The following is a 12,963-nucleotide window of genomic DNA, read 5'->3' as shown; positions in this document are numbered from 1 at the left end:
GGGGCGATGACGGCTGCGGCGTCCCGGGTCAGCCGTAGTTCTGCAACCAGGCCTCGATCGTGTGCCGCTTGCCCGAGAGCTGGATCGAGACACGGTACTGGTTGCCGATCTTCGCGTTGGAGATGCGGGAATACTGCATCTTTCCGTTGCAGGGCACCTTCCGGAAGGACTTCACGGACTTGTAGAAGCCGCCCGACTTGCGCTCCCAGATGGTGCCGGACATCCGGGTGCCGTCACTCCCGCCCCAGCACCGGGCGGCGACCTGGAAGACCTTGGCCTTCGACCTGACGCCGCCGAACTTGCTGGGGAGGTACCAGATGCCCCGGGGCTTGCCGCTGTAGTGGCCGAGGTTGAACCAGCGGGGCGCCGACGCCGCCGACGCCGGCTGGGCCGTGACCGGCATGACGGCCGTCGCCGGTGCGGGGGCGGCCTGCGCGGCGGGGACGGTGGCGCCCATGGTGAGCGCCGCCCCTGCCGCCAGCCCGATGAGACCGGTCTTCGCCGCGTGAGTGATACGCATGTCCGCTCCTTCTGATCTTCCCGGCGGCCCGGCCGGCCGCCGTTCGGTAGGAGCAAGGTAGGCAGGGCGACGTTGAGCATCCGTTGAGGATCCGCGCAGGACCCGCCTGTTCCGGAACGGAGCCGTGCGCTCCGCCGTCATCGGCCGGGGAGGAAGCCCAGCAGGCAGGCGAGGAAGGCGTCCGGGTTCTCCTCGGCGATCCAGTGCGCCGTGCCGGGGATGACGCGGCCGGTCACGTTCTCGGCCACCTCGTTCATCATCTCCTCCATCAGCGGGCCCGCCGTGCTGGCCGAGCCGCCCACGGCGAGCACCGGCATCGGCAGCTTGCCCCGGCTGGCCAGCGTCTCGCGGTTGTCCTCGGCGTCCTGGTCGAAGGCGCGAAAGAGCTCCAGCCCCGCGCGCATCGCGCCGGGCGCGGAGTAGGCACCGGCGTAGACGTCGAGATCCGCCTCGCTGATCGCCGAGGGATCGCAGGTGCGCGCGTTGAAGAACGCCTGCAGGTAGCGCCGCTCGCGCCCGGCGAGCAGCATCTCCGGCACGTCGCGCACGCCGTGGAAGGCGAAGTGCCACACCCGCGGATCGCCGCGCAGCCGGTCGAAGACGTCCGTCCCCGGCAGCAGGGCGTCCATGACCACCAGGTGGGACACCTCGCCGAAGTACCGCTGCGCGTAGGAGTAGGCGACCATCAGCCCGATGTCGTGGCCGACGGCCACCACCGGCTCCTCGATCGCCAGGTGCTGCCGCAGCAGGACGTGGACGTCGGCGGCGAGGGTGCGCTTGTCGTATCCGCCCGCCGGGCGCCAGGAGTCCCCCGCGCCCCGGTAGTCGGGGACGATCACGCGGAATCCGTGCTCGGCGAGCGGTGCGATCACCCGGTTCCACCCCCACCACGTCTGCGGGAACCCGTGCAGGAGCACGATGGCGCGCCCTCCCGTGCCGGCGGTGACATAGTGCAGGCGCAGGCCAGGCTCGATGTCGGCCATGCCGTGCGACCACTTCTCCGATGGCATGGCCGGCCTCCCACGTCCCGATGCGTCCGCGGAGCGGGTCGGGCTCCACCCTTCGGATCATGTGACACCCGGCCGCCCCGGCAGGCGACGCCACGCCGCGTGGCCGGTGGTGGTGTGGGCGTGTCCGGCCTGCCGAGGCGGTCGCGCCCGGACAGGGGGGTGGGCCCATCGGCCGAAAGTACGCCTCGCGGGTGGATGATCGGCCGATGGGAGTCCGGCCGTTCCGCCGATGAGCCGGTCGGCGCCGGCCGTCACGATCGGAACATGACCGAAGAGAGTGTGACGGCCCGATCGCCGCGTGCGCGGGCACCCCGGAGTCGCCGCCGGACGGGATGGCCCGTGGCCGCCGGGCTGATCCTGCTGGCCTTCGTGCCCGTCGCCGCCGGGGCCGTCCGGCTGACCGAGCTGGGCGGCGGCGCCGCGATCACGCCGGGCAACGCCCGGTTCTTCGCGATGCCCCTGCCCGTGGTGCTGCACATCGTCTGCGTCAGCGTGTACAGCGTCCTGGGGGCCTTCCAGTTCGTGCCGGGGCTGCGCCGGCGCGCCTGGCACCGGAGGTCCGGGCGGCTGCTGGTGCCCTGCGGGCTCGTCGCGGCGCTCACGGGCGTCTGGCTGACGCTCTTCTCCGACCTGCCCGAGGGGCACGGCGATCTCCTGTGGGGGTTCAGGCTGCTGTTCGGCACGGCGATGGCGGTCTCGATCGTGCTCGGGGTCGCGGCGATCCGGCGGCGGGACGTCCTCCGGCATCGCGCCTGGATGCTCCGCGGCTATGCGATCGGCATGGGCGCGGGCACGCAGGCGCTGACCCAGGTGCCGTGGGTGCTGGCCTTCGGCGCACCCACCGAGCTCCCCAGGACGCTGCTTCTGGGGCTCGGGTGGGTGATCAACGTCGCGGTGGCCGAATTGATCATCCGCAGGCGGGGCGGCGCCGCCGGTCGGCCCGCGCGGGTGTGAACGCTCGTTTCCAGGACAGAAGCCCCTTTTCTGAAAGCGTGTCCTCCCGTAGCCCCGAAAGAGGTCTCATGACAGCCGGCCAGCCGATCCAATGCCCGACGTGCCAAGGCGTGATCGTCTCCATGCGGGCCAGTTCGTACACGGTCGAGCGCGCGCGGCTCATCGTGACGCATGGCTACTGCCTGGGGTGGTGCCCCGCGCCGGAGACCCGCCCGGTGGAGCGGCCGGACGCGGCTCTGGTGGCGCACCGGCAGTGACGGCGCCGGCCGCGCGCCGTGCCGGTGGCCCGCCGATGATGAATGGGTCCTCTCAGGGAGCAATCGGGCGTTTAGGCTGCCGAAAGCGTTCGTTCATCAACGCGCCGGCAAGCACCCCATGGACGCGGGTCCGTGGGTAGCGCCCCTGAAGGGAAAGTGCCATGCCCCAGCTCGATCGACGATCCTTTCTCGGCCGCGGTCTGGCCACCGCCGGCGGCCTGCTGGCGAGCGGTGTGGCCGTCGAGACCCTCACCACCCACGCAGCCTGGGCGCGAGCGGGCCGCCCCGATGTCGACCAGCACAAGGCCGGGTACGGGCCGCTGCGCCGCGTGTCCACCGGGAACACCGGCGAGGAGCTGCTCGCCCTGCCCGCCGGATTCTCCTATGTCGTGCTGGGCAGGACCGGCACCCCCATGACCGACGGCGTGCCGACCCCGATCGCCCACGACGGCATGGCCGCCTTCCCCGGCACCCGCCGCCACACCGCCCGCCTCATCCGCAACCACGAGGTCCGCACCACACCCGGCTCCCCCGTCGGGCGCGTGCACGTCGAAGGCGCCCAGCGCTACGACGAGCTGGGCGTCGGCGGCACCACCACCCTCGAGGTCGACCTCCGCACCGGCGAGGTGCTCAAGCACTTCGTCAGCCTCAGCGGCACGATCGTCAACTGTGCCGGCGGCCGGATGCTCCACCAGCGCGGCTGGCTGACCTGCGAGGAGACCACGGCGGGACCGGCGCAGGGCTGGCAGCGCAAGCACGGCTACATCTTCGCGGTGCCGCTCAGCGGCCCCGAGCCGGGCACGCCCGCGGGTTCGCAACCGCTCAAGGCGATGGGCCGGTTCTCGCACGAGGCCGTCGCGGTCGATCCGCGCACCGGCTTCGTCTACGAGACCGAGGACGACTCCGGCAAGCCCGACGGGTTCTACCGGTTCCGGCCCAAGGACCCGGCCGACCTGGCCGCCGGCGGAACCTTGGAGATGCTCAAGGTCCGGGGGACGACCGGCTACGACTGCCGCGAGGGCCAGACGATGGGGGCCCGCCTGCCGGTCGAGTGGGTGACCATCGACGACCCCGACCCCGACCTGGAGAACGGCGCGCCGACCTGCACCCAGCAGGGCCTGGCGAAGGGCGGCGCGAAGTTCAACCGCCTGGAGGGCTGCTGGTACGGCGACGGAAGCGTCTTCTTCAACTCCACCAGCGGCGGCGACGTCAAGAACGGCGACGCGCCCGGCGCCGACGGCTACGTGGAGGGCTACGGGCAGGTCTGGCAGTACGTCCCGGGCCGCCGTGACGGCGGCACGCTGGTGCTGGTGTACGAGTCGCCCGGCCGCAAGGTGCTCGACTCGCCGGACAACCTGACGTTCACCCCGCGCGGCGGGATCGTGTTGTGCGAGGACGACGCGTCCTCGGCCGACGCCGACCCGCATCCGCTGGCGCCGGGGCTGGTCAACGTCAACCGGCTGATCGGGCTGGACCCCGGACGGGGGCAGCCGTTCGAGTTCGCGGTGAACGTCGCCGACGACAGCGAGTTCGCCGGGGCCTGCTTCAGCCCCGACGGGTCCACCCTGTTCGTCAACCAGCTCGGGAGCACCGCCTCGCTGGACCCGCCCGGCCGCACGTACGCGATCCGCGGCCCCTGGCAGCGCGGCCCCCTGTGACCGCGCCCTGCGCTATGTCGCGCGCGGGTCCTGAGCGCCGGCGTCCGTCAGCGGCAGGCGCAGCACGAACGCCGCGCCGCGCGGCGTGTCCTCGATGCTGAGGCTGCCCTGATGGGCCCGCGCGATCGCGCGCGAGATGGCCAGGCCGAGCCCGCTGCCGCCCGGATCGCGCTCGCGCCCGTCGGCGAGGCGGACGAAGGGCTCGAACACCCGCTCCCGGTCCTCCGGCGCCACGCCTTTCCCGTCGTCCCGTACGGTGACGACGGCGTGGCCGCCGGAGCGCGCCACGCTGACCTCGATGGCCGACCGGGCATGCCGCTCGGCGTTGACCAGAAGGTTCGTCAGCACCTCTGCCAGCTGCACGCGGTTTCCGCAGATCCGCAGATCGTCGTCGGCGCGCACGCTCGCCCGCAAGCCCGCCCGCCGGCCCGCCGCCTCCTCCCGGACCAGCGCGCCCAGCTCGATCCGCTCGTAGCCCTGCGGAGAGGACGTGCGGACCCGGGCGAGCGCCAGCATCTCATCGATGATCTTCTGCAGGCGCTCCGTGGTGGACAGCGTGTCCCGGATGGCCTCGCGGGCGTCCACCTCGGGATACAGCTGCGCCTCTTCCAGCCGGGCGCGCAGGCCGGTCAGCGGGGTGCGCAGCTCGTGCGAGACCATCGAGGCGAACATGCGCTGCTGCTCGACGGCCTCCTGAAGGCGTGACAGGGTCTGGTTCGCGGTGTGGGCGAGCCGCGCGATCGCGTCCCGGCCCGGCGGGGTGGGCACTCGCTTGCCCAGGTCGGTCACGGTGATCTCGGCGATCCTCGCCCGCATGGCCTGCACCGGACGCAGCGTCCGCCCGATCAGGAACGCGGCGATCCAGGTCATCAGGGCGGTGACGGCCAGGACCCCGGCGGCGACGTACATCTCCAGGCGATGCGTGGCGAGCTCCGGCGGCCGGACCCGGCCCGCGTAGACGACGTGGGGCTCACCGCCCCACAGGAACTCCTCCTCCTGCGGCGAGGGCCTGGAGGCGGTGAACATCACGCACTCCCCCGAGGAGCAGTCGACGCCGCTCTGGATGCGATCGTCGGAGGCCGGCCACAGCCTGCTCAGCGGCGGCCGCCCCGCCGCGGCCCTGCTGGCCGAGACCACCCGGCCCGAGGAGTCGACCAGTTGGAGCAGGTCGACGTCCGACGTCGTCACCGGCGGCGGGACGAGCGTGCCCATCGAGCCGATCCACTCGGTGACCGCCCGCTGCGTGCCGCGGAAGACGTCCCGCTCGATCCGGTCGCGGAGCAGCAGGTCGACGGCGACGCCCAGCACCGCGGACCCGATCAGCGACAACACTCCTGTCGCCAGGATGAGGCGTGCCTGGACCGAAAGCCGGCTGAGCCGCAGGGACACCACCGCCTCCCACCGGTCTCCGGTCCTCAGCCCACATGATCTCAAGAACGGTTTCACGGGTGGTCAAAGCACCGGCAACGACTCCGTCGCGGTGCGCCCCGGCCCCGCTGACCGAGGGTCGCGCGCCCCCGGCCCCGGGACCTCAGAGCTCGTGCCGCCGTACGGTCTCGACCAGCTCGTCCACGAGCTCGGCCGACACCCCCAGCCCGAAGGTGCGGAACTTGATCAGCGGGATGTCCAGCGCCAGCTTCAGCAGCGCCGGGTCGGCCTCCTGGACGTCGGGCAGCCCGGAGGCGTTCTCCAGCAGCTCGCCGAGCACCTTCCCGCCCACCGGGTGCGCCAGCCACTCGCCCAGCGTGGACATCCTGGTCAGCGGGGCCGTGTGACCGTCGCCGGGGCTGGTCAGCCCGGTCCGCAACCGGATGTCGCGCGAGGAGGCGCCGATCTCGACGGTGAAGGCGCCGGCGTCGATCCGCCAGTCCTTGCGGGAGACCGACCACTGCGCGAGGTCCCGCCCGGTGAGCGTGAAAACGACCCGCTCGCTCTCCCCGGGACCCAGCCCGACCTTGGCGAAGCCGCGCAGCTCGTGCTTCGGGCGGGTGGGCGGCTCCTGGTCGAAGGCCACGTAGAGCTGGACGACCTCGTGGGCGAAGCGGTCGCCGGCGTTCGTCACGGTGACCTCGACCCGCCACTCGTTCGTCCCGGTCTCCTCGGCGGTCAGGCCGGAGTAGTCGAAGCGGGAGTAGGTCAGGCCGTGCCCGAACGGGTAGGCGACCTCGGCGTCCAGCGTGTCGTAGTGACGGTAGCCCACGTAGCGGCCCTCGCCGTAGACAACGTGCCCGTCGGCGCCGGGGAAGAACAGGTGGGAGGGCACGTCGGCGAGGCGGAGCGGGATCGTCTCGGTGAGCCTGCCCGAGGGGCTGCAGGCGCCGAGCAGGAGGTCGGCCAGCGCCGCGCCGCCGGCCTGGCCGAGCAGCCAGCCCTCCAGGATCGCCGCGGCCGAGTCGCGCCACTCCGCGACCGACACGACGCCGCCGTTGGACAGGACGACGACGACCTGCTCGCAGACCTCGGCCACCCGGCGCAGCAGCGCGACCTGGGGCGCGGGCAGGTCGATCGAGGTGCGGTCGAAGCCCTCCGACTCGGCCGCGTCGGGCAGGCCCAGGAACAGCAGGGCCACCTCGGCCCCGGCCGCCGCCGTCACCGCCTCCTGCTCCAGCTCGGCGTCCCGCTGCCCGTCCAGCCGGTAGCCGGGGGCGAAGGTCACCTGCTCCAGCGCGGCCTCCAGCGACTCCCACGCGCCGTCGAGCCGGGTGGGCACCACGTGGGAGCTGCCGCTGCCCTGGTAGCGAGGCGTGCGGGCCAGCTCGCCCAGCACGGCCACCCGCTGCCCGGCGGACAGCGGCAGCACGTCGCCGTCGTTCTTCAGCAGCACGGCCGAGGCGCGGGCCGCCGCGCGGGCGATCTCGTGGTGGGCGGGCACGTCCCAGTCGCCGGCCGGCTCCCGCGCCGAGACCCGTCGCGCCAGGTCGAGCAGGCGCTGCCCGGCCAGCTCGACGACCGGCTCCGCCAGCCGTCCCGAGCGCACCGCCGCGACGATCTCCTCGTCCGTGCCGGACGGCGGCATCTCCAGGTCCAGACCGGCCTCCAGGGCGGCGACCCGGTCGTTGACGGCTCCCCAGTCGGACATCACCAGGCCGTCGAAGCCCCACTCGCCGCGCAGCAGGTCGGTCAGCAACCACCGGTCCTGCGCGGCGTACACGCCGTTGATCCGGTTGTAGGAGCACATGACCGTGTACGGCTTCGCCCGGCGGACGATCCGCTCGAAGGCCGCCAAATAGATCTCGCGCAGGGTCTGCTCGTCCACGTCGGCGCTGACCCGCATCCGGTCGGTCTCCTGGTTGTTGACCGCGAAGTGCTTGACGCACGCGCCCACGCCCAGCGACTGGATGCCCTCGACCATGGCCTCGCCCATCACGCCGGTGAGGTGGGGGTCTTCGGAGAAGTACTCGAAGTTGCGGCCGCACAGCGGAGAGCGCTTGATGTTGATGCCGGGGCCGAGCACCACGTCGACGCCGAGGGCGGACGCCTCGCGCGCCACCGTCTCGCCCACCAGCCGGGCGAGCCCGGGGTCCCAGGACGAGCCGAGCGCGACCGCCGGCGGGAAGCAGGTGGCGGGCAGGCTGTGGTGGATGCCGAACGCGTCGTCATCGCCCTCGCCCTGGCGGCGCAGCCCGTGCGGGCCGTCGGACAGGATGAGGGCGGGCACCACGCCCTCGATGGCCGTGGTGGTCCAGGTGTCACTTCCCGAGGTGAGCGCGGCCTTCTCGGCCAGGGTGAGGGGGGTGATCGGGGTTGGTGTCATGTGCGACCTTCGTGTTGGTGAGATCCAGGCCGAGCCGGCGGAGACGCGCCACGGTACAGCGAGATTAGCCCGGCTCCGAGCGGCTCAACAGGGACGAGGGGGACGGTCACGGACATGACACCCAGGCGCCGTGGTCAGGCCGTGATCACAGGCCCTGTGATCAGGGCCTGTGATCACGGCGCGTGGTCACGGCGCGTGGTCAGGCGCCCGCCAGGCGGCGGGTGGTGACGTTGAGGCGGTTCCAGGCGTTGATGGCGGCGATCCCCATCAGCAGCGCGGCCAGGGACTCCTTGTCGTAGTTGTCGGCGGCGTCGTCCCACACCTCGTCAGGCACGCCCTCCGGGTTGTCGGCCAGGCGGGTGGCCGCCTCGGCCAGCGCGAGCGCGGCGCGCTCCTCGTCAGTGAAGTACGGGGTCTCGCGCCAGGCGGCCACCGCCCAGAGGCGCTCGTCGCTCTCGCCCGCCTGCTTGGCCTCACGGCTGTGCATGTCGACGCAGAAACCACAGCCGTTGATCTGGCTGACCCGCAGCCGCACCAGCTCAAGGGTGCGCTTGGGCAGCCCGCTGCGCGCGATGGAGGTTTCCAGGGCGAGCATCGCCTGGTAACCGTCGGCGGCGATGGCGTACAGGTCGTTCATCCGGGACTGCATGCTGATATTTCCTATCTTTCTGGATATTTAATAGCGAGAATACGGTCACAACGACGCCCTCCGCGAGGAGGGCGGCTTTCAGGGACGCGCGTTGGCGAACCCTGATCTGGTGCTCTCGGGCGTCCGCGGATGGCGCCGCTCGACCGTCGCCTTGGCGTCGGCCAGCGTGCGGCCGGCGAGCTGTTTGCGCCAGGCCAGCTCGGCCGCGCGCATCTGCTGGGAGATCACGCACTGGGCGCGGTAGTCCACCTCCGGCCGGCCACCCGGCCCCTTGGCGAGGATCTGCTCGCACCGGAAGGCGTCCGCCGGTCCCTCGATGGCGGTCACCACGTCCAGCAGGGTGATCTTCTCCGGCTCGCGGCCCAGGCGGAAGCCGCCGCGCGGCCCTGACGTGGAGGTCAGGATCCCCGCCCGGGCCAGCGCCTGGAGTTGCTTGTTCAGATACGCGACCGGCAGGTCGTAGAGTGCCGCCAGCTTCGCCGCCGTCACCGCCGCACCGGGCTCGGCCCAGGTGAGGTTGAGGCAGCTGTGCAGCGCCCACTCCACGCCCTCGCTCATCCGCATATTCTGGATCCTACATGTCCGGAACTCTTGCGCAACTCCGGACATCCTGCCGCGGCTCCGAAGGCGCTGCTCGACGAAAGCGGCGACGTCACGGAGGTGAACGGCTCGGGGCCGGCGCCTCCGCCGCCTTGATCGCAAGAAGATCGCGCGCGGATCCCGCGAAAGCGATCAAGGCGGCGGTGCTCATTCCCCGGCCGTTCTGACCCGCAGCGCCTGGTACGCGGCCTCGCGGAAATCGCTCGCGCGCACCTGACGCAGCAGCTCCCGCCACGGCGCCGCCCACCCCGAGCGGGGACCGCAGGACGTGGCCAGCCCGGTGGCCAGCAGCGCGCCCACCTCGCCCGCGGCGGCCAGCCACGCCGCGTGCGGCAACACCCGCTCCACCGGAACGTCCGCGGCCGACTCCCCGAGGAGCTCACCCGCCTCGGCGGCGGCCAGCACGCCCGGAAGCGTCCCCATGAGCCGCGTCAGGGCGTCGCGGGGCGCGGCCCAGTCGACGGTGGCGGCCAGGAGCTCGGCCGCCAGGTCCGCGGGAAGCTCGCCCGCCAGCTCCGCGAGGATCTGGCGCACCGGCTCCGGGTCGCTCTGATGCCACCGGCGCAGGTTCACCACGACGGCCGCGAGCCGCTGGGCGGCCGGGCGGTCGCGGTCGGCGCCGGCGTCGGGTCCGGCGGGCGCGGCGGCGAGCGTGCGCACCGCCTGCCGCAGCTCCGCCCGCGCGAAGCCGGAGCAGGCCCCGCCCACCAGCCCGCGGACGGCGGCCGTCCAACCGGTGGTCTCGCCCAGCTCACAGGCGATCTCGACCAGCCGTGCCGTGGCCCCCGGCGTGTAGGCGGCCCAGCGGGGCAGCACCTGAACGGCGATCACGCGGGTCTGCCGGTCCGGCACGCGCGTGGCGGTGACGATCAGCCCGCCGTAGGCGCCCCGCCACCGCTGCGGCACGTCCAGCGGACGCGACCGCAGCACCGGCGCCGCCAGATCTCCCGCCGCCGCGACCGCCTCTTCGAGCAGCCGCCACGCCTCGGGCTCGGCGAGCAGGTCCAGCGTCGCGGACACGACCGCCGCCCGTACGTCCTTGTGCTGGCCCTCGACGTCCCACAGGCCGCGCAGCAGCCGCATCGCGCCGGGCGCGCGGTGCAGGACGAGCAGCCGGGCCGCCTCCTTGCGCGCGGTGACCTTGCCGCCGGCCAGCACCGGTGCCAGCGCCGCCGCCAGCTCGGCGGGCCGGACGAACCGCGCCGCCCGCGCCGCCGCGTACACCGCCACGTGCGCGTCGTCGCCGCCCGCCCGCGCCAGCAGCTCGGCCAGCACCTCCTGCGGGCGGGCCGTCCACGGCAGCGCGGTCAGCGCCGCCCGCCGCAGCAGGGCGTCCCCGGAGGCAAGGTGGCGCTCCAGTCGCGCGGCCTCGATCGCGGGCACCTCGCCCATCGTCCGCACGGCCTGCGCGCGCTGCTGGGCGGGCAGCCCGGTGTCCGCCGCGACCCGCTCCAGCAGCCCCAGGTAGGCCGCGCGCTGCCGGGCCGTCCAGCGCCGCACGGCCTGGCGGGGGGCGTGACGCACCTGCCGCACGCCGCTCCTGGCGAAGCGGCCCGCCGGGTTCCGGCTGCCCAGCGCGGCCTCCAGCAGATCGGTGCGCTGCCACGCCAGCACGTGGAACACGCTGTCGAGCACCACCATGGACGGGTCCGCCGCCAGCAGCGCCGCCACCCGCTCGCCCCTGGTGCGCGGCGGCTCCAGCCACAACCCGATCGCCCGGATCGCGGCCGGCTCGGCGGTGGCGGTCAGCGCCCGCTCCAGCGCCCGCTGGAGCTCCGGCAGGTCGTGCCCGCGCTCGCCCAGGGCCGTGGCGAGCTGGAAGGCCAGCTCGTGCCGGTCGCGGTCGGCGCCCGCCTCCAGGTACGGGGCCAGCCTGCGCGCCAGGACGACCTCCTGGCCGCGCCGGAGCACCTGCGGCAGCCGGCCCAGCGAGACCGTCCCCACGTGGCCCACCAGTCGCTCGAAGGTCCGCATGCTCTGGTCCAGGAGGGCCGCGTCGTCCTGCCGCGCGCCCTGTTCGAAGACCCGGCCGGCCAGGTGGGCCAGGGCGTAGCGCGTGCCGTGGGAGCAGTCGCGGGCGGCGAGCGCGTTCTCGGCGAGCTGGTCGAGGAAGGGCGCGTGCGCGGCCTGGAAGAGCCGGGGCGGGAGGTCGGACAGCGCCACGACGGCGGCCTGGCGCACCGGGTCCTGCTCGTTGCGGAGCCGCCCCAGCGCGGCCATGAGAGCGGTGAGGATCTCGGGGTCACGGCCGCGTCCGGCGCAGGCGATCAGGTTGCGGTAGCCGTTGACGCGGTCGAGGGCGTCGGAGCGGCGGGTGGCGGCGCGCAGTGCGGGCTCGGCCTCGGCGTACGGGAGGAAGGCGGTGATCTCCAGGGTGCGGAGCGGGTCCTCGGCGACGGCGCGCAGCCCGAGCATGCGGCGAGCCTCGGCCACCCGGCGGCGCAGCGGCAGGACCTCCAGCAGTTCCTCCGGGTGGATCGCCTGGGAGAGGTCGCGGTCCGCCATCGCGGCGGTGAACACCGCGTCCCTGCGGCCGGGCGCCAGCGCGCGCAGGAGGCCGATCACCGTGCTGTCGTCGTCGCACACCGCCCGGACCAGCTCGGCCAGCCGGGCGTCGGTCAGCGTGGCCAGCCGCCGCCGCACGGAGCGCGGCTCGAGCAGCCTCGCGAGGTGCACCTGCCGTCCGGGGACCAGGTAGAGAGCCAGCGTGCGCTCCCGGTCGGCGTCCAGGAGCCGGCCCACGCACCGCCGGCCGCGGGGGCTCCAGTAGCGCTCCAGCAGGGCGATCACCCGCTCGGGAGCGTGCTCGGCGGCGGCCTCGACGCCGGGGCCGACGGTGAGCCACCAGGTCTCCCGCAGGTGGCGGGGCAGCTCGGCGAGCGCCGGCTCGGCGTGGTCGAGCACGGTGAGCGGATGCCGCCTGGCCAGGGCGCCCCAGTTCGGCACCGCGTGCGCGAGGTCGGCCAGCCGGTCCGCCACCACCCCCGCCGAGCAGGACGCGAGCAGGCCGGCGGCCTCGCGGTCGCCCCACAGCCGTCGGACCTCGTCGATCAGCCGCTCGGCCAGGTCACGCCGGCGGCCACGCCTGACGGCCCCGTAGACGGCCATCCGCTGGACGACGGGAGCGGTCCTGACGATCTCCAGGACGGCGTCGTCAGCGACGCCGAGCTCGACGGCATGGCTGATGGCATACCGGCAAACGTCCGGGTCCGGGTCGGTCATCGCCCGCGTGAGGTGCGCGATCTCCCTCGCCAGCACGGCCAGTCGCACGCCGAGCAGGCGTTCGTACTGCCCGCGTGCGGCCAGCCCGTCGAGGAGGGCGGGCAGCTCGGGCCGTCCCGCGAGTCGCCGCGCGTGCCCGGCCAGGCGGCGGCAGCGCTCGCCGAAAGACAGCGGCTCCACCTCGCGGACGAGGCCGTCTGGCGAAAGAGCAAAAGGCTTCATAAGAATCCCATTATGGCTTTTCAGGACAAAAAGTCAGGTGATTTATGGCCGCCCGCGAACGATCGCCGTGTTCACGGCAGCCCGCCCAATAATGAGTTGACACTTCATCAACGAGAT

At 73.4% G+C, this 12,963-nt stretch carries 10 protein-coding genes; 3 read left to right on the top strand and 7 right to left on the bottom strand.

Annotation, left to right across the window (positions count from 1 at the left end; translation table 11 throughout):
- Positions 1-28: 28 nt before the first annotated feature.
- Positions 29-520, bottom strand: a complete 492-nt coding sequence (locus ACWD0F_RS32850; protein ID WP_449882455.1) for a hypothetical protein — start codon at positions 518-520, stop codon at positions 29-31.
- 137 nt (positions 521-657) lie between these two features.
- Positions 658-1,530, bottom strand: a complete 873-nt coding sequence (locus ACWD0F_RS32845) for an alpha/beta fold hydrolase (RefSeq protein ID WP_449882452.1) — start codon at positions 1,528-1,530, stop codon at positions 658-660.
- A 264-nt stretch (positions 1,531-1,794) separates the two neighbouring features.
- Between ACWD0F_RS32845 and ACWD0F_RS32840 the strand changes: the two genes are divergently transcribed.
- The 3 genes from ACWD0F_RS32840 to ACWD0F_RS32830 all read left to right on the top strand — a co-directional run bounded on the left by ACWD0F_RS32840 (position 1,795) and on the right by ACWD0F_RS32830 (position 4,399).
- Positions 1,795-2,484, top strand: a complete 690-nt coding sequence (locus tag ACWD0F_RS32840; protein ID WP_449882449.1) for a DUF2306 domain-containing protein — start codon at positions 1,795-1,797, stop codon at positions 2,482-2,484.
- 68 nt (positions 2,485-2,552) lie between these two features.
- Positions 2,553-2,741, top strand: a complete 189-nt coding sequence (locus ACWD0F_RS32835; RefSeq protein WP_449882447.1) for a hypothetical protein — start codon at positions 2,553-2,555, stop codon at positions 2,739-2,741.
- A 161-nt stretch (positions 2,742-2,902) separates the two neighbouring features.
- The gene (locus ACWD0F_RS32830) at positions 2,903-4,399 is read left to right on the top strand and encodes an alkaline phosphatase PhoX (protein WP_449882444.1); all 1,497 of its coding nucleotides are present in this window, start codon (positions 2,903-2,905) and stop codon (positions 4,397-4,399) included.
- Between the two features lie 12 nt (positions 4,400-4,411).
- Here ACWD0F_RS32830 and ACWD0F_RS32825 read toward each other — a convergent pair whose 3' ends face one another.
- The 5 genes from ACWD0F_RS32825 to ACWD0F_RS32805 all read right to left on the bottom strand — a co-directional run bounded on the left by ACWD0F_RS32825 (position 4,412) and on the right by ACWD0F_RS32805 (position 12,804).
- Positions 4,412-5,788 carry a sensor histidine kinase gene (locus ACWD0F_RS32825; protein WP_449882441.1) on the bottom strand — a complete coding sequence of 459 codons (1,377 nt, stop codon included), beginning with the start codon at positions 5,786-5,788 and terminating at the stop codon, positions 4,412-4,414.
- Positions 5,789-5,930: 142 nt separating this feature from the next.
- Complete coding sequence (locus ACWD0F_RS32820; RefSeq protein ID WP_449882439.1) at positions 5,931-8,153, bottom strand: glycoside hydrolase family 3 C-terminal domain-containing protein; 2,223 nt, start codon at positions 8,151-8,153, stop codon at positions 5,931-5,933.
- A 199-nt stretch (positions 8,154-8,352) separates the two neighbouring features.
- The gene (locus tag ACWD0F_RS32815) at positions 8,353-8,802 is read right to left on the bottom strand and encodes a carboxymuconolactone decarboxylase family protein (RefSeq protein ID WP_449882437.1); all 450 of its coding nucleotides are present in this window, start codon (positions 8,800-8,802) and stop codon (positions 8,353-8,355) included.
- Between the two features lie 78 nt (positions 8,803-8,880).
- A complete protein-coding gene (locus ACWD0F_RS32810; protein ID WP_449882434.1) occupies positions 8,881-9,360 on the bottom strand; it encodes an RrF2 family transcriptional regulator in 480 nt (159 codons plus the stop codon).
- Between the two features lie 189 nt (positions 9,361-9,549).
- On the bottom strand, positions 9,550-12,804 hold the full coding sequence (locus tag ACWD0F_RS32805) for a hypothetical protein (RefSeq protein WP_449882431.1): 3,255 nt from the start codon (positions 12,802-12,804) through the stop codon (positions 9,550-9,552).
- Between the last annotated feature and the right edge of the window lie 159 nt (positions 12,805-12,963).

The organism is Nonomuraea sp. NPDC002799, assembly GCF_053592075.1.
The sequence above is the reverse complement of the archived record's forward strand: the minus strand, read 5'-3'. Positions and strand labels throughout refer to the sequence as shown.